This is a genomic window from Aliiroseovarius sediminis, assembly GCF_022678485.1.
Classification (GTDB): Bacteria; Pseudomonadota; Alphaproteobacteria; order Rhodobacterales; family Rhodobacteraceae; genus Aliiroseovarius; species Aliiroseovarius sediminis.
Genome location: NZ_JALBYP010000028.1, coordinates 1 through 18,156, shown reverse-complemented (window position 1 = coordinate 18,156; position 18,156 = coordinate 1). Strand labels below are relative to the sequence as shown.

General features: G+C 57.3%; 12 protein-coding genes and 1 pseudogene. 7 read left to right on the top strand and 6 right to left on the bottom strand.

Going from position 1 to position 18,156, the window contains the following annotated elements; all coding sequences use genetic code 11:
- Positions 1-231: 231 nt before the first annotated feature.
- Entirely contained in the window at positions 232-864 is a 633-nt protein-coding gene (locus MN186_RS08355) for an ankyrin repeat domain-containing protein (RefSeq protein ID WP_242113925.1), read from the top strand.
- Complete coding sequence (locus tag MN186_RS08350; RefSeq protein ID WP_242113924.1) at positions 861-1,334, top strand: nucleoside deaminase; 474 nt, start codon at positions 861-863, stop codon at positions 1,332-1,334. Before MN186_RS08355 ends, MN186_RS08350 begins: the two co-directional genes overlap by 4 nt.
- A gap of 151 nt (positions 1,335-1,485) precedes the next feature.
- On the opposite strand, the gene pbpC is transcribed toward MN186_RS08350, so the two are convergent.
- The 3 genes and pseudogenes from pbpC to MN186_RS16620 all read right to left on the bottom strand — a co-directional run.
- Positions 1,486-3,510 (bottom strand): penicillin-binding protein 1C, encoded by a 2,025-nt coding sequence (pbpC, locus tag MN186_RS08345; protein WP_242113923.1) that lies wholly within the window; start codon positions 3,508-3,510, stop codon positions 1,486-1,488.
- Complete coding sequence (locus tag MN186_RS08340) at positions 3,507-8,540, bottom strand: alpha-2-macroglobulin family protein (protein WP_420838918.1); 5,034 nt, start codon at positions 8,538-8,540, stop codon at positions 3,507-3,509. The genes pbpC and MN186_RS08340 overlap by 4 nt, the downstream gene beginning before the upstream one ends.
- Before the next feature lie 69 nt (positions 8,541-8,609).
- Positions 8,610-8,852, bottom strand: a pseudogene (locus MN186_RS16620) (PAN/Apple domain-containing protein); the annotation flags it as partial.
- Between the two features lie 1,402 nt (positions 8,853-10,254).
- Here MN186_RS16620 and MN186_RS08335 point away from each other — a divergent pair.
- Entirely contained in the window at positions 10,255-11,526 is a 1,272-nt protein-coding gene (locus MN186_RS08335) for a PKD domain-containing protein (protein WP_242113921.1), read from the top strand.
- 186 nt (positions 11,527-11,712) lie between these two features.
- Here the strand turns inward: MN186_RS08335 and MN186_RS08330 are convergent, their stop codons facing one another.
- The 3 genes from MN186_RS08330 to MN186_RS08320 are packed head-to-tail and all read right to left on the bottom strand — an operon-like array spanning position 11,713 to position 14,615.
- Positions 11,713-14,133 (bottom strand): PAS domain-containing protein, encoded by a 2,421-nt coding sequence (locus tag MN186_RS08330; protein ID WP_242113920.1) that lies wholly within the window; start codon positions 14,131-14,133, stop codon positions 11,713-11,715.
- The gene (locus tag MN186_RS08325; RefSeq protein ID WP_242113919.1) at positions 14,130-14,267 is read right to left on the bottom strand and encodes a hypothetical protein; all 138 of its coding nucleotides are present in this window, start codon (positions 14,265-14,267) and stop codon (positions 14,130-14,132) included. Before MN186_RS08325 ends, MN186_RS08330 begins: the two co-directional genes overlap by 4 nt.
- Before the next feature lie 3 nt (positions 14,268-14,270).
- Positions 14,271-14,615, bottom strand: coding sequence for a hypothetical protein (locus tag MN186_RS08320; protein ID WP_242113918.1), 345 nt, complete (start codon positions 14,613-14,615; stop codon positions 14,271-14,273).
- Positions 14,616-14,998: 383 nt separating this feature from the next.
- Here MN186_RS08320 and MN186_RS16465 point away from each other — a divergent pair, with 383 nt between their 5' ends.
- The 4 genes from MN186_RS16465 to MN186_RS08305 form a co-directional block, all read left to right on the top strand.
- Positions 14,999-15,133 carry a hypothetical protein gene (locus MN186_RS16465; protein ID WP_255743971.1) on the top strand — a complete coding sequence of 45 codons (135 nt, stop codon included), beginning with the start codon at positions 14,999-15,001 and terminating at the stop codon, positions 15,131-15,133.
- 52 nt (positions 15,134-15,185) lie between these two features.
- On the top strand, positions 15,186-16,160 hold the full coding sequence (locus MN186_RS08315) for a hypothetical protein (protein WP_242113917.1): 975 nt from the start codon (positions 15,186-15,188) through the stop codon (positions 16,158-16,160).
- Between the two features lie 40 nt (positions 16,161-16,200).
- On the top strand, positions 16,201-17,307 hold the full coding sequence (locus MN186_RS08310) for a hypothetical protein (protein WP_242113916.1): 1,107 nt from the start codon (positions 16,201-16,203) through the stop codon (positions 17,305-17,307).
- Between the two features lie 72 nt (positions 17,308-17,379).
- The coding region (locus MN186_RS08305; protein WP_242113915.1) for a vWA domain-containing protein at positions 17,380-18,156 on the top strand (777 nt) is incomplete at its 3' end.

The following is an 18,156-nucleotide window of genomic DNA, read 5'->3' as shown; positions in this document are numbered from 1 at the left end:
GAACAACAGTCATTACATTCGATCCGCACCGTTTTTTTGGATGGCGCAGGAAAGGTGTTTGAAACCCACGGCCGTTGGCTGATCCGGTTGATTTTGCGCCGCCCTTCCGTCACGCTTGCGGTATCAACCGCAGTTGCCGGTCCGCAATCAGCCCCGGCATGTCAGGAGTTTTCGATGCGCGGACGGTTTTCGAGCCCCTTTTTCCTTCTCTCAATCGCAGGATGCATGATCATGACAAATCCCCTTGTTCCCGGCGGGGTTTCAGCTGCACAGGCCGAGCCGTCACTGATCCATGCGGCGGAAAGCGGCGACAACACCAAGGTCGAAAATGCGATCGCAAGCGACGCGAAAATCGACGCGCGAGATGCACAAGGGCGCACGGCGCTTCTGGCAGCCACCCATGCGAACCAAGTCAAGACAGCACGGCTTCTGATCGACGCGGGCGCCGATGTGAACGCGAAGGACGAGATTGAAGACAGCCCCTATCTTTATGCCGGCGCGCGCGGGTATCTGGAAATTCTAAAAATGACCCTCGCCCATGGCGCTGACCTTGCCGCCACCAATCGCTATGGCGGCACGGCACTGATCCCGGCGGCGGAACGGGGCCATGTGGACACTGTGCAAACTTTAATCAAGGCAGGCGTCGACATAGATCATGTCAACAAACTGGGCTGGACGGCCTTACTCGAGGCCATCATCCTTAGTGACGGTGGCCCACGTCATGTCGAGGTGGTGAAACTGCTGCTTGATGCCGGGGGGGACGTGAACCTTGCCGACAAGGACGGAGTCACGCCACTGCAACATGCAAGGCAGCGCGGATATGACGACATTGCAAGATTGCTGGAAAAGGCAGGTGCACGATGACTGACAAGAAGTTCATGAACGAAGCCATTGAACTGGCACGCGACAACGTGGCCAAAGGGGGCCAACCTTTCGGAGCTGTGCTGGTCAAGGACGGGAAGGTTCTGGCCCGCGCCGTCAACCGGATGGAGGCCGACCACGACCCCACCGCACATGCCGAACTTCTGGCGCTTCGCAAAGCAGGCGCAGCGGTGGGAAGCACCCGCCTTGATGGCGCGACCGTCTATGCCAGCGGCCAGCCCTGCCCCATGTGTCTTGCCGCTATGCGGATCGCCGGTGTGACCCGGATCGCCTATGCCTATTCCAACGAAGATGGTGCGCCTTTTGGGCTGAAAGCCTCGACGGTCGCTGCGGAACTGGCGCCGCCACTTGAAGGGCAGACATGGGCTTCGATCCAGCACTTGCCGCCCGAGGACAGGCCCGAGCCGGAACTTTACCGCATCTGGGCGGCGAAATCTGCAAAGCAGGTATAACCCGAAAAGCAAAACGACAAGCCCGCACCCCGCCAGCGCTATGACCAAATCCACAGCAATCAACAGCCGGCGCACCCATACTGCCTAGTCTGCGTTCATGTGCGCGGAACGCACGAGTGCGGCAAAGGTCCGAAAAAATGGACACGGCTTGTTACCGGATTTCGACCTCTGCCTGGTCTGATCTGCCATCTGCATCAATCACTGTCAGTGATGAAAATCCGATGCCCGCCGCGTTGTTGATAGCAAGCTGATTGCGATGTGTTCGCGCAATCGGCTGACCATTGACCAACCAGACAAACGGGGGCCGACCATCACGCACCTTCACTGTCGACAAGGTGCCCTCTAACACTGCGCCATTCGGAGGAAAGGCAATATTTGGCGCAAGGCCGCGCGCATCGTTCTGCTTGCCAAAATGCCGCAGGTGGCTGGGCAATTGTGCTGTCGGCAGCAACAACGTTTCGTGCGGCGGCGGCCCGATCGGGATCGCTTCAGGGCTGATCCTTGCAAAGGCTTCAAACATGACAGGTGCCGCCAGATCACCGCCAAATGCACCTGGAACGGGCGTGCCGTCTGCTCGCCCCATCCAGACACCAATCACGTGCTGCCCATCAAATCCGATCGCCCAGGAATCGCGATGGCCATAGGATGTGCCGGTTTTGAACGCGATCCCCGCACCTCGTACGCCGCGCGGTCTGGGTGCCTCGGCCAGTATACTGCCAATCTGCCAGGCCGCTGCCCGGTCCATCACAGATTGAGGAGCGAAGCCTGCGCTTGGCTCTGACGACGAGCGCAGATCAACTGCCACGCCCCCATTGCCGATTGCTGCATAAAGTTGAACCAATTCCTGCAAGCTAAGACCGACACCGCCCAGTGCGATCGCCAGCCCCGGCGCACCACCCGGCACGCGAGGGTCAGCACCAGCACGTCGCAGCCCAGCCAGTAAATGATGCGGTCCAAGCGCCCGAGTGACGGCAACGGCTGGAATATTCAACGAATGTTGCAGCGCCGTCCGCACCCGCAATTCGCCCCGGAACAGACCATCAAAATTCTGCGGCATATAGCCATCAAAATCCGTAGGTCGGTCGGCAATCATCGTTTCTGGATGGATCAAACCCCGATCAAAGCCAAGCCCATAGATCAGCGGCTTCAACGTCGACCCCGGTGACCGCACCGCTTGTGTCAGATCAATGAACCCGCCTTGTGCGTCAGCGTTGTAAGCTGCGGACCCAACACTGGCTAAAATATGACCCGTTTGATGGTCGGCCACCATAATCGCGATTTGCACATCATCCGACCTGCCATATATGGCATCAACCGCCAAACGCTCTAACGCTGTCTGCAAGTTTAGATCCAGCGTTGTATCGTGGCGTGTCAGGTTTGGGTTTTGCGCAATCACGCGATCGGCCAAATGGGGGGCAAAAGCCGGCAAAACATGCCGCGTGGGGCGCACCGCAAGGCGCGTTGCGTTTGCCCTTGTTGCGGCATCAATCACGCCAACGTCGGCAAGCCGACCCAAGGCTGCATCGCGGGCGCGCTTTGCAACGCTTGGCGCACGATCGGGCCTGCGCGTCTCAGGCGATTGCGGCAGAACCACCAACAGCGCGGCCTGCGCCGGGGTCAATCGGCGCGGCGGACGGTCAAAATAAGCATAGGACGCGGCACGCACGCCTTCGATATTCCCCCCGAACGGTGCATGGTTCAGGTAAAGCGTCAGGATATCCTCCTTGCTCAACTTCTGTTCCAACGCCAAGGCCAGCCTGAACTGCCGTAGCTTACCTTCCCAACGGCCCGTCCCGCCATCTTCAAGCAATCGCGCAACCTGCATCGTGAGGGTCGAACCGCCAGAAACAACACGCCCATTCCAGAGCGCTTGTCCCGCAGCGCGCAACAGGGCAAGCGGGTCAACTCCACTATGATTGGCAAAACGCTTGTCCTCGTAACGGATCAACATCTGCAGATATGTGGGGTCGACCTCATCCAACCGCACAGGCAAACGCCAGCGCCCCGCATTATTCGTATAGGCCCGTAACAGGTCGCCGTTGCGGTCGCGCACCTCGGTGCTGAGGTCAGCCGATAACAGCGGCAAAGCCGTCGCATCGACCCAGGCGGCTAATCGGTCTTGGGCAATCACAAGGGTCCAAAGGACCAGACCTATGGCGAACACAAAGCGGGTCACTTGCGAACCGTAACTTGCCCTGTGTCTGTATGGGCGCGCATCTGCGGTCGATACATGTCTTCAACAGATGCAGCTGGATGATGGAACTGTCCGGGCGACACGGCACGCACGATGTAAGCCAACTGGAACGGTTTATCCGACCGCCAGTTCACGGCAGCAAGAAACCGATCCGAGAGGAATTCGGCATTTTGCGCCTGCACCGGATCAAGCCAATCCAGCGCGCTGATATCCCCACCGGTCAACAAGTTGGGGTTGTCGATCTCGAACCCCGCCGGCAATGGATCATTCACCATCAACCGCGCCTCTTGTCGCCCAAAAGGACGCACGGTCAGCACTGTCACCAGCCTGGTCCCCACCGCCACATCACCCAGATTGACAGGCTCACCTTCCGTAGTGGTATAAATACGCTTGATCGCGTATCCGTTGCCTCCCGCTGGTTCTGGCACGCTAGGCACGCCAAGGGTGGTGACTGTAATTTCCGTTGGCTGCGTTCCAGTGTTGGTAATCGCGACGGGGGCGGCGTTTGTCTGCGCCTCGCGCAGTTCTACAACGGGCCCCTCGGGCTGCGAACCGTCAATCGTCAGACTGGTTGTGCGCATATCATCGAGTAATGCGTTGGCTGCAAGCAAAGTCCATGCCGCCTCTTGGGTCGACGCGCGGCTGGCATCCGTTCCGATCCGGCGCACCAACTGATCGCGATCAATCGCTTCGCTTCCTGCTTCGACCGCCATGGCAAGAACAGCCGCCGTATCACGACGATAGGTGCCATAATCACGGCGCCAGATCGGCTGTTCATCACGCGCGGACCGGTCGGAGAGCATACGCCCTGCCCGGCTGAACATCGCATCCGCTCGCGGCTGGTCACCATATTGGGCAAGTGCAGCACCCAGTTGCGCCAAGGCCAAAGGCGACGAAAACGACCCGGCCTTTTGATCTGCATAATACCTTAGATCACCCACTGCCGCCTTACCCTCGCGGGCCAGCACGAACAGCGCATAGGCCAGATCGGCTCCGTCTTTATCAAAGTCCGGGTAATAGTTCACGGCGTTCCGCAGGTTCGTCACCGCATTGTCATAGGCCACGTCTGGTACCGTATATCCTGATGAACGCGCGCGGGTCAGAAAGTCGGTGATATAGGCATCAAGCCACAAATCACCCGAGCTTGGCCGCCACATGCCAAAAGCCCCGTTTGCGGTCTGCTTGGACGTCACCGCTGCGATGGCTTGGCTGATGCGCTCGGCGATCTGGTCACGAGTCGCCAACCCCATCGCTTCGGCCAGGCCATCAAGATACAGCAGCGGTAATGCTCGTGACGCAATCTGTTCGGTGCATCCATATGGATAGCGGTCCAGCACAGTCAGCAGCCCCGGCGCATCAAACCGCGCCAACGGCCCCACAGATAGGGTAGCCCTGCCCGTACCCGCAACCAAACCAGCAAACACATCGTCATCGAAGCGGAACGTGCGACCGGCCTCTAACATAAACCGGCTGATCCGGCTGATTTCAGGGTCATTGACGACAACTGGCATGTTAAGCGTTTTGGCCAAACTGCGGCCATCCGGCGTTATCAGTGTAACATTAATGCTGTGATGTCCGACATCCTGCGCCACGAACGGGATCTCAAACACCTGTTTTCCACCTTCAGCCAATGTAAACGATGACGGTGCTTGCGACGCCAATCCAAGCCCATCGGTGGCAACCTTCAAACCCACTTCACCGGTTGGGCCATCAGTGTGGACAACCTCAAGCAACAATCGACTGTGATCGCCCGGGGCCAGAAAGCGCGGCACGCTGGCTGTCAGAACAACAGGGTCGCGCACGATGACGTCTTGCCCTTCCTGTCCAACGCCTGTTTCAGACCAAGCGACCGCCATCAGACGAATGGTGCCGTTAAAGGCAGGTAGGTCAAACTGCACCTGCGCCTGCCCGTTGGCATCAACTTGCACCGGCCCCGTGAAATAGGTGACCAGCTCTTCGGTTGGTGGCGGGCTTTTCATATTGGCGGTTGGCATCGCATCGCCACCAGAACGCACAGTGCCCATCGCGCCGTTCAACCCGTCAATCAGACGGCCATACACATCACGTATCTCGACCCCCAGCTTGCGTTGACCAAAATAATGACCTTGCGGGTTGGGGTCCTCAAAACCAGTCAGGTTCAGAATGCCCAGATCGACCGCAGCGAGCGTCACATATGCGGTTTCACCGGGCCGCACCCCGTCAACCTGAATGCTGACATCCAAAGGGCCACGGGGGCGCATCTTCTCGGGCGCGGTCAAAGATACCGTCAAAGCCTTGTCTGCCGGATCAACTTTAGCATATCCAAGTCCAAGCATACGTGCCGGATTGCGTTTTTCCGCAACCGACATAGGACGAATGACCGATGCACTGACATAGGCACCCGCGCCCCATTCGTCGGTCACAGGAAGCTTGATCAGGTTTTCGCCCTCAACAACCGGCACAGTTTTCATCGTGATCAAACGATCCGCCATCACAGTGACGACGGCTTGCCCCGCATATCGGGGAACAATGCGGAAGGTCGCCGTATCACCCACAGCATAGCTTTCGGCGTCCAGTGAAGCTTCCAGCAGATCAGGCGTGTCGTCCGCCGACGCTGGCGCATACCAACCGGCATAAAAATCGTTCGACGCGACGGCATAATCGTCGCCGATTGCTTCTACAACAATCTCGTGCTGCCCCCATTCGACTTGGGTGGCGACACGAACGGGCGCGGTTCCAAGCGTTGCCTCGCCTGTCGCGATCCGCGTGCGGGTCGTGGTAGGCTCCCATTTCCAGCGATCATTCAAACGATACCACTCGTATCTGGTGCGAAGTTTGTTGATGGTCCATCGCACCGGCACATCCGCCGCTGTCAGATCGGGATTCAGCGCGATCAGTTCGAACGGGGCTTGCGTGTTTTCACCTATCACACCGTCAAACAGAGGCTTGATCCCGATCATTGGCCGATCCGGCAAAACAGGCGCTGTCACCTGACGTTCGACCGGTCTGCCCGAACCTTCTTTGACGCGGGCCGTCACCCGCAACTCCAGCGGCTGCGAAGCGGATTGGTCCGGTATATCGACGGCCACGGTGGCAAAGCCATCTGTATCCGTGGTCGCGCTGTTCAGATAGGTCACCTGTCCGTCGAAACGCGCATCATACTGGCCAAACCGATATCCCGGGAATGCCTCCAGACCGTCGGCTGCGCGCAACAATGCCTCGCCTTCAACATTCAGGTCGGCACCCACCGCACCAAACAGATAACGGGCATCCACACGCAACATCGGCACATCACCAAGGCGGATGCTATCGGGCAAAGACAGATCAAAATCTATCCGCTCCGGCAGAAAATCCTCGACCAACACCTTTGTTCGGGCCAGCGGCGGCGCATCTGCATCGGCCATCACTGTAATTCGCCACGTCCCGCGCGGCGCAGTCTGTGCAATCGGCATCTCAAAAACATGCCCGCCGGCACGGTCTTCGGTCGATGTTTCACGGCTGTATTCGACTCCATCGGGTCGGGTAAGCACGGCTGTCAGCGGAATTTTCGTTAGGCCCAGCGCTGTCTGATCGCGCATCAGAGCGGTCAAATGAATCGTGTCACCAGCGCGATAAGCGCCGCGATCAGTGGCGACAAACACATCAATCGGCGGGCTGGCTTCGCGCCCCTCAACGCCGCGATCTGACAGATCGAAGGCTGGGTCAGTCAATGACAAGAAGGTCATATCATCGCCTGTTGCCACAGTGACCATCGCAGGTGCATTGCCGCCCGTGCCACGGGTCAGTCCGCTTGCAAATCGGGCCACGCCATCAGCATCCGTCTGAGCCTCGGCCAGGACCGTGTTGCTGCGGGACACCAAAGTCACACTTGCATCCACCATCGCCATCGCATCGCCCAAACCGCGTGCGGCGACGGTCAAACCGTCATTGCCCAAATAAGTCGCAACCCCGATATCGGACAACACAAACCACTGCGTCGCGGATGGGATTTCGCGACTGCCATCGGCGCTCGCGGCGGTAAGCGCATAAAGCCCCGCAGGCTCGTTACGCAGCACATCGCCCAATGGCAAGCGGGTCAGCATGTCCCGGTTCAGATCTTGACCAACCTCGGCTGTGCCAGACCACACACTTGTGCCAATCTCAGGTGATACATAATCGGCACTGTATCGCGACACGGCCTGATCCATCAAACCGGACTGTATGGTGCGCATCAGGTTTCGGTCGTCAATACGGCTGAGTTTCAGATCAACTTGCGCCATGTTCACTGTCTCAAGCGGGATCGCGATATCGCCCAACCGGGGCAACACATAAGCCCGGCTGGTGAAACGAACGGCGGGCGCGCGGTCACGTACATAAAGCGTCAAATCCACCGGGCGGGTCAGCGTTTCATCGCTGGCGGCGGGCAGGCCTTTCCGCAACACAATGCGATAGCTGTTGCCATGTTCAACCCCGTCCACGCAAAGCTGGTCACCGCTGGCAGTCACCACCAACTGCGACTCTGGCAGTTGCACAAAAGGAGTGTAATCGGTGCCCGCCTTGATCAATTCCTCACTGAAAACGGCACAAATACGGGGCGTCGCACTGTCACTTTCCACTTTGGTTTCCACCACGCGAAACCCGTACTTGCCGATCGCTTCGTCCAACTGCATTTGGGTCTGGCGATCAAACTGTACCGATTGTGCCAATCGCAACGCATCAATCATAGCGCGACCGCGCCCATTATCTTCAAGAGCAAACGCAATTTCAATCGCCGCATCCCGCCGGGTCTGTTGGTCGAGTGCGCGCACATATGCCTTCACAAGTGCCGGTAAAGCCATATGAGAAATGCGGCTGTCGCGCATGTCAGCAAGCTGTCCAAATACCAGCCAATCTGCGGCCAAATCAGTTTCAACAGCCCTGATCCATGCGGGCCGCTGTGTGGCGTTGGCACGCTCAAGCGGCTGATGTGATTTACGGGTCAACTGCACGGCAGCGGCGAAATCCTCTTCCAGCAGAAAGTCCAGCTCTGCCAGTCGCACAGGGGCGGCGCTCAAAACAGTAGGATTTGTTGGATAGACCCGCCCGGACACCGCCCCCTTGAATAACACAATACTGGCCACATCTTTTTTAGGAAAACAGGCATTCGATTTTGTATTGAACGTGAACGCCTCGCATTGCGGAATGTTCAAACATGCAGCCTCACATGCCGATAAAGTCGTATCAAAAATCTGCGCCAGATCAGTTCCAACCAAATCAACGCCGTCCTCGTACACAGTGCGTGTCGGCGAGACAGAGTTCTGCGCTGCTGCGCCGTTCGACCATAAGGCGAGAGCCGCAAAACCAAAGAAAATCAAAGAGCGTATCATGCGCAGACCTTTCCTGAAATCACTTCAAGGCTGGCACGACATACGTGTTCAAACAAGACTTACTATCTCGTCATTACAACCGGCGCACCACTTGGACGGGTAAAACCGGGCTGGTCGTCCAAGCCAGGAAACCTATCGCGACGAACCGCTCTCGCAGGTTGTCGGCGACCTCGCGCCAACACGGACAAGCTTGATTTGGGTCCATCTCGGCTCAAAATGCAAACGGCAGCATTGCATCCGATCCCAAGGCCCTGCGCGCGGCCGGTAGGTGCGGCGCAATGAGCGCCATACGTAAGTATTGATGACACGGATCAGCCGTAATCCACAGGGATCATCGCCCGCAGGCTCCAATACTTAGTCCAAGGCGGTGCCGGACAAAAAAGGCTCCCTTATCTTTCTATCCCAAGCGGCCACCTACGCTCAACTACGTCAGGCTATGAGTTTTGTTCGGTTGAAAACCCGTTTAATTACAATTGCAGCACGCGGTTTGTCGTGCCGCGGTGAACCCTTATGTCGCGAGCATCCAGTGGCCGCGGGCGGAGCGGACGAGGCAATTCGATCTGGCAAGTTCGGAAGACAATGAAGATGCCCCGGTCACTCTGAAGCATCCGGAGTCGGCCATGACGCAGCCTATGTAAGACGCTCTGTGTCACCGGTGTTCATTGAGCGACAAACAGCAAAACCGGGAAGGCAACCATTTACACAGAAGCGCCAACAAGTCACTGAAAATATGTTTTTTAATGGTGCCCGGGGGCGGAATCGAACCACCGACACGAGGATTTTCAATCCATCCAGAGGATTCGATTGGCGCAGAATCCAAACATTTACGTTGCAACTACACTAGGCCAACAATGCGCTAAGAACTGTGGGCTGCTTTTCTCGACTGGAGTGACACGCCGCGATAAATTGTATCGTAACCCGGTTGACCTGCCCCCCGAAACTTCCCTCACCTTAATGTAGAGTTTGCTCAACCTTTCGAAGGAGCAAACAGATGCGAAAGAGCCGTTTTGCCGAGGCGCAGATAATCGCAATTGCCAAGGTTCTATGGTGCTTCAGGACGCCTTTGGCGAGTCGGTCGGTGCGGCGCTCGCCCTAAATAGAATAGCCATTTACGGGCCATCTGTTTCGATTGTCTTCGGCGACCGTCCAATGCGGAAGGGCCGCTGTTAGCGGATTTTACGGCGCTTTTGCAAGCTGTGCATTTTCATTTGCGCGGCCCCTCCAAACGGACGGGGCGAAGGGTGCGGCGCCCGTGCTACCAACCCCGCAAAAGACGCGTCAACAGGGGCATGCCGCCACCGCCGCCGGAGCACACTGGCGGCGTCTTTGCTCCCACCAGAAACGACACGGAACCCGAGCTGAGCAAAGCCCTCACGACCGGCCAGAATCACAGGAGCATCCCATGAAACAGCAACGCCGCAAACCGGCCCGGACACTTGCGATGGCGCTTGCGCTGTCGTCTCTGACGACGTTGGCGAAGGCGCAGGAGGGCGACGGGTCCGTCATCAATCCCGCGCTGGCGCAGGAGGCCGTCATGGAAATCCTTCCTGCCATTCCCGCCGAGGTGGGACTGTCGCCAGAAGACTACGTTTTCGGCAATGACTATACTGGCGATTTGCGATCGGTGCATGTGTTCATCGGGCCGGACGGCCATATGATGCCAAGCGAGGCGTGGCGCCTCACCCATCCCGCGCAATGCCGCAAACAGGCGCGCGAGACGTTCGAGCCGGTGCAAATCCTGACATTCGAGATCCAGCGCATCACTGAAACCCTTAATGGCCTGACGCGCCATCAGTATTTCGCCAACGCGCGGCTGTCCGATATTGATGTCGGTCCTGAAAAACGTGTGATGGCACGCAGATCATCCACCGGCGGCTCGACTGTCGGACGGTATCCCACGGGCAGTGGCGGCAAGCTGTCGCTGGCCGATTACGATGCGCTGGTGCCGGCATTCCGGGATGCGATGCAGAGCCTCGGCATTGATTTCGGGGCCCCGGGCGATGGCTGCGGCGATATCCGCCTGACTCATCTTTATGGGACAAAGGTGGATCAGGAGTTCGGATTTCTGGCCGGTTATCAGAACGAATCGGTGCCGAACATGACCTATGAATGGGATTTCGGCGGCGCGGGCGGACAAGGCGACCAGATCGGGCGCCATGTCTACCCCGCCAAGGGCACCTATACCGTGACCGTTCATATCGGCGGCGAAGGCGTGCGCGAAGGCAGCGCCAGCATTGCCGTCGCCGTGGACGGCGGCCCGATCCAGCCCAAGGACGGCACCTGGGCAATCAGCCTCGTCAACCACGAAACAGACGGCTGCGCCCCCAAGATTGTCAGCGGCATCGAAAAGGCCATGGCCAGCATGTTCGGCGATGAAAAGCGCGAGCGCCTGACATTCACCAAGCCGTTCCACCCTGAACCCCTGATGAAACACGCCGACAAACTGGACTGGACGCAGCGCGGCATGAACACCTGGGACACTGTGATCGCCGACAAGTCGGGCAACGCGATGAAACAGAAGGTGGGTCTGGTAGCCGAAGTCCTGTCGGAGACACGGATCAAGGAGGTCATGGACCATGAAATCATCATGTCGGCCAATATTGCCAATCTGCTGGGCGGTTCCGAGCGCTGCGTTGCCGTTGGCACCTATGATCTGACATGGGTCGGCCCGTGATGCGCCGGCGCGTCAACCTCGCTGCTTGTGCTTTGGCCAGCCTCGCGCTGGCGGGAGCGGCGCGGAATGGCGCGTCGGCTTCGACCATCGCCGCCCCATTTGTTTGAACGGGAAAATAGCTTTTTAGTATGAAATGCGTGCGAGCAATTGTAACTCCAGTCAGCCAAAGCAAATGGCTCTCGGCTATTACATGGCTCCAACCGCCATTGGGCCCGCAAGTATGAGTGCGATCAAGTCGGCTTGGCGATTGGTTCCAGTTTTTTGCAAGAGGTTGCGGATATGAAAGGCGATGGTCGTCGATGACACGCCAAGTTCATCTGCGACCTCTGATGGGAGAACTCCGCGCGAGAGCAACCCTGCGACACGGGCTTCTGTAGGTGTAAGGTCGAACAGATCAATCAGTAGCTTTTCGGACACCCTTTTTTCATGTGCTGGAGGCGATAGAAAAAGTGCGAATTGCGGGACATTCGGATCTCGGTTCTCAGCAATATCCAGCGCGGCGATTAGCACCGAGATTGACTGGTCTGCCCGATGTAGCAATACGCCAGTTATATTTTCTGTCTCGGGCGCGACCTCTTTCAACTCCTTGATCGTTCGGTGTAGCGTTGTATTGCTATCAGGGTCTACTGCACGCAATCTGTCGTTTCGTATAGTCAAGAACCACGCGTCCTGCGCCATCTCTTGCGCCGCACGGTTGGCATGAACAACACGACCCTCACCGTTCAGAAGCACAACCCCGAGCGCTATGAGGTCCAACACAGGGTGCCTTACGCCAGTGGACAAATCACCCAAAGCCATCCGAAGGTTGGAAATTTCGCTTTCCTGCTGTCCGCGGATGCGGTCTACCTGACGCAGCCGCGCGGAAATTGTAGCCAGCAAAAGATCATAGTCTACCGGTTTGACAAGGTAGTCATCCGCGCCCTGAAGTTTGCCCTTGATCACCTCCTGCGGCCCGGACACCGCGGTTAGAAACACAAATGGTGTGGTCGCGATGCTTGGCGTTTCTCTGCGCATGGCGGACAACAAGCCATAACCATCAAGCCGTGGCATGGTAATGTCGCAATGAACTTGAGTGGTGTCGTGATGCAAAGAGATCGTCACAGCGGCTTTCTGTGGGGAGTATTTTACCGCGTTGGATAGCAGGTTTTCCAACACCTGCTCCGCATGGGTGGGGTCAAAATGTGCGACAGGGTCAAATCCCAACGCTTGTTGCACTTTGATGGGAGTGTTCGGCGCCGCGGCCTGATGCCGTTCTATGACCATATCCAACAGCTCCAACAAGTTGCATTCCACGCGCTGTGCGCTGATCGGCACGGCTTCAAGTCGAGCGCTGTCCAATGTGCTTTCCACCAGACGCGTCAGCCCCGCGATCGCGTCACGTGCCCTCGTCGCTCGTTCCTTGGTCTCTTCCGTAGTGGCACGCTGTCCCCGCCGGATCAATCGCTGCAAAGCGGAATCTGCCACAGCCAAAGGCGTGCGGAACTGGTGTGAAATCATACCTGCAAAGTTGCGGTAAAGGTCCGCTGCCGACCTTTCTCGCATGAGAGCGTCGTCCAGTTCCTGGGTCCGTTCCGCAACAAGAAGTTCCAGACGTTCGCGCGTTTCAGTCTCTTTTTGCTGTGCCGCGTAGCGGTCGCTGGCGTCATGCATGAAGATGATGGCTCCGACGATTTTTTTGTCGTTGCGCATGGGCGAGATCCGCAGGTCAACATGCAATGGTGGGTCGTGCGGGTCGCGAAAATAGGGCTGCAAAGCAAGGTTTGTGGTCTTGCCGCTCAATGCCGCCGATACCGCCTCGCGCACTTGGGCTACGCCGAAGAAACCACTAATGTAGGTGAGTTCCTTGCCAATTGCCTGTTTTGCTGTGCGACCCGTCATGGTCGCCATCGCCGCATTCCAGATCGTGCATTTCTCTGTGCTGTCAATCGCAAGAATTCCTTCGCCACTGGAGGAAATCAACAGGCTCGAAAAATCTCGCTCGCTGCGCAGCATTCTATTGCGTTGTCGAGATAGGCGCAGAACGAAAAAGAGGGCTATGATTAGGAGTGTGCCCGTCACCATGATGCCAATCATCGAGACGATGATCTGGAGTAATTGCACCCGCGCGGTTTCCAAGCGGCCGCCAAGTTCATCCCATTCTTGGATCATTGTCTGGTTCGCGGCGCGCGGAAAGAAGGTGGCAAAGGGTGCTATCGTTTGGCGCAGCTCTCGGGCATCTTGAGCGGTGAATACCTCTGGCAACGGCTGCACGTCTTGCAACGCACTGTGCAGCTCGGTCACGCGCTGTTGTAGCCCGATTTCAGTCATGAATCGTTGCTGCGGCCCCTCTTGCAAAAGCACGAAGCGGCTTCGCAGCAAATCCAGCCTGAGGGCAACCTCATCAGCATCAGTTTCGCCCAGTTCAGCGCGCATCGTTGTCTCTATTAACCGGCGGGCTGCACTTTCGCTTTGATGCATAACCCAAAGCATGTTCTGCTCTGCGTCAACGCGAATGTCGGCCTCTACTTTGAACATGCGCAACAGCGCAAACCCAAGCAGAACGGCAAAGATCAAAATGGCGATCAAAGGCAGGCTCAGCCAGAGTCGAGAACCTCCCAAGCGGTTCATTTTACTGCGAGTTCCGACAGTTGCCAGACCCAGCGGTAGTCATATCGGATGTCTTGTAGCTCCTTGTGGGCATCGCGCGGATAGACGATCCACAGCGGCCCTTTGTCGGAGCGTTCCAGCGCCTTATCGTCCATACTCTAGGCCATGATCACATCAAACCGCTCAAGGTCGCTCAGGGGAATGTCAACAATGTAGTCGTTCAACGCAGTCGCGACGAGTGTATCACCAGCAGCCTCAAGCTCTACTAGAAAGTCGCGCAGAAGAACCTCAGTGAATTGATGCACACCGTCCGTCACGACCGTTGAGGTCGTGAGAGTTGTTGCGGGCATTTCCTGAATTTGTGCCATTGTGAAAGAGATAGGCGCGTCCGTCACCGCCCCAGTCACCTGCAGTACTGGTTTGCTCTCAGTTCCGGCAGCCCCAGCCAATGGCAGTGCTGATAACGCCAAAATGTGCAGGCAGGTGACGATGAATATGCGCATTGTAATTTCTTCAAAGTGTTGCGCCAGTTGAGCAGGCCGACACATAAGTTTCAAACCATATCAAAATATTTTCCTTCACTCCCCCTCTAAACAGATGGGGCGAATGGAAAAGTCACCCGATAGAGTCGGCCAAGAACCAATGAGTATTTGCCGTCATGTCCAGACCAACACCTATTATAGCCCTCCTTTCTGCCTGCTTGATTTTACAGTCCTGCGGCACGCCCGAGTATCGCACTGAACGCACTCATTGCGAGGCTGAGTGGTTGCTGGAAATGCCCCCCGTCTATCGCCTCGAGCCTGTTACGAAATGCCGTAGTGAAGAGCGTCCAACAGGTGAAACAGTCTGCGAAACATCGGGCACAACGACCGTATGTAAACCAGTCATGAAAACGGTTTCGGTGCCTTACAAAGAGTTGGAGCGGGTCGATATTCGTAAGGCAGAGCGCGACACGCAGATTGCGTCCTGTGCCGCCCGCGCCTGCACCGCGAAATACGGCAACGCCGAATGCGAGATCTAGCACCGCATCAACTGGAAATCGGGACGACACGACGGAAAAGGGAAAATTGGCAATGTGGGACTTCAGCATAGGTGGCGCACTGGGGATGATGGGCCGGACACTACCCTTCATTGTGCTCCGCATGGTCGTTTATTTTGGAATTACCTTAGGCTACATCCTAGTCACAGGCGTTGGCGCGGGTGTCGGTTGGGGCATCGGCGGCTTTGGTGACGAAGGCTTTCGCGCGAGCACGACGATGTGGGGCGGCTTCGCGGGTTTCGGCATTTTCGGCGCGATCATGTATTGGGCGCGTGAATATATTCTCTACATCGTCAAGGCGGGGCATATCGCCGTATTGGTCGAATTGATTGACGGCAAGACGATGCCGCAAGGACGCAGCCAGATCAGCCATGCCACAGCTGTGGTCAAGGAACGCTTCCCGCAGGCCAGTGTCCTCTTCCTGTTGGATCGTTTGATCATTGGGGTCATCCGCGCAATCACAGGGCTCGTGCGCGGCATTTTCACGATCCTGCCTATTCCGGGCGTGCAGCAGCTAAGCAGCATCCTGTCGGCCTTCTTGCGTGTCGCCGTGGGGTTCATTGACGAGGTGATCCTTGCCCATGTCATTCGCACAGGGTCGGACAATACGTGGATGTCGGCGAAAGAGGCGCTTGTGCTCTACGGGCAGAACTACAAACCCATACTGAAAAACGCCGCGTGGCTTGCGCTGATTGTTTATGCTCTGAGCTTTGTGGTGTTCTTGGTCATGCTCGCGCCAGCCGCTTTGGTTGTCTACCTGATGCCCGGCGCATGGGCCGCAGGCGGCGTGTTGTTCGCGCTGCTCTTTGCGTGGAGCGTCAAGGCCGCGCTGTTGGAGCCTTTCGCGATTGCCTGCATGATGCAGGTCTTTTTCAAAGTAACCGACGGGCAGCAACCCAATCCCGAATGGGACGCCAAGCTGGAGCAAATGTCCGGCAAGTTCCGCAAACTGAAGGAGCGCGCTTTGGGAGAAAGCCAGACAGGTGCGGGAGGGGCGTCAGAGGTATGAGAGACGTTTTGACCATTGTGAATGAAGGTGGAAAGTTGTGATGAAAGAGCATTGTTTAGCGGCACTTGCCTTCACTGTTGCCTCAACGATAGCACTGCCAGCCAGCGCAACGGTAGTGTGCGAAGGCACTTATGAACTTTTCAACGGGCAGGACACGCTGACAGCCCTGCCTGGAGAAGCTCCGCCAAATGGCGCAAAGGCCGCTGCGCTCTACAATGCCAACCGTGGCGCATGGTTGGGACAGTTTATGGGCAAGCCGAAAAGTGAGGGGCTGCATGAAGTAAAGGTGAGCCAGTGCGGGCGTCAGTTTGTTCTGACGCAGGGCTCGAAACAGATGCTGTTTCTGCAATCCATCATGGATGAATCACTGTATGTCGCGCAGGATATTGGGACCGATGAGGCGGAACTGACGCTGCGCGTGGTTGATCACAAGATCATGGTCGGCAGTGTTTCTGGAAAGTCGCATGGTTTTGCATTCAACATGCCTATCGCGTTGGACCCGCGCGATGTTTCAATGCCTGATATGAAGGGCTGTTACGACGATCTCGCGCCACGTGCCACGCCAATGGAGGATCGCCTGACTGTCGATCCAACGCTGCGCGGAGAAGCAATCGACATTGTCGCGGCAAAGCTGGGCATTCCGCCGGCGGAAGCGGGCCGCTACATTTCGGCGGCAAAAACCGTGGCCAAAACCCGCCAATCCGATGAGGGCGTAACGGAAATCCTACCGGGTGAGCCGGGCTGTCCTGTCGAGTTAACTGGCGTAAAAACCTGTCGCGTCTATCCACCAGATACAACAACCACCGTCGAGACCAACGTATTGTTGGATAAGGATGGCCGCCTGCTCCCTGTCAAAGCGCATACGCCGGAGGCCCCGCGTGTTGAGGTGGACGATCCGACAGCTTCGGACATCTGCGCGCCAAGCCGGACATACCCTGTTGCGGAACAGCATCTGCGCTTCAAGTTCTTCGCGATTGACGACGCTGGCATTAATGATGTGCAAGCCATGCTCGTGGATGCCAACACCGACATTGCGCAGAGAGCGCATTATGCAACGGGTATGCAAAAGGGCCGCCGCGGAATGTCCGAAGGCGTTGACGAGGCCTATGAGGCCATCGGAGCCCCTGTGACGGGTCGCCACAATTAGATGAATTACGGGAACTGCCCTGAGCACTCACTTCGAGGCGCTCTTGATCTTTGGAAGATGAAGGAACGGACCATGAAACTGGTAGCATCAAAATTGGCAGCAACGGTAGCTGCGGGCGTCATCGCCTGCGCGACGATGGCGCAAGCCGCGGACGACGTGGTGATTATTTATGATGGTTCGGGATCCATGTGGGGTCAGATCGACGGCACCTCCAAGGTGGAAATCGCGCGCGACGTGCTTGCCGATCTGGTGCAGAACTGGGACGCCGAAACCAATCTGGGCCTTGTTGCCTATGGTCACCGCAGTCAGGGAGACTGCACCGATATCGAGACCTTGATCACTCCCGCTCCCGTGGATCGCAGCAGTTTCATTGACACTGTCAACACGATCATGCCCGTCGGAAAGACGCCGATTTCCGCCTCGATCCAACATGCCGCTGATTTGCTTGCCTACCGCGACAACCCCGCGACCGTTGTGCTCATCTCCGATGGGGTCGAGACCTGTAATGCCGACCCTTGTGCCCTATCGGCACAAGTTGCCAAGCAGGGCGTGAAATTCACGGCCCATGTCGTTGGTTTCGATCTGGATGACGCCGCACAGGCGAGCCTGTCGTGCATTGCCGACAATACGGGTGGGATGTTTGTTCCTGCGGGCAATGCGGACGAGCTTTCTAATGCCTTGGCTCAGGTTCAGGACGCGATGGTGGTCGAACCAGAGCCAACACCCGAACCGGAACCCGAACAGGAAATGCCCCAGGTCACCCTGACCGGGCCCGAGCAGGTCACAACAGGTGCCGCTTTCGATTTCAGCTGGCAGGGCACAATCAATGCGCGTGATTTTGTCACTATC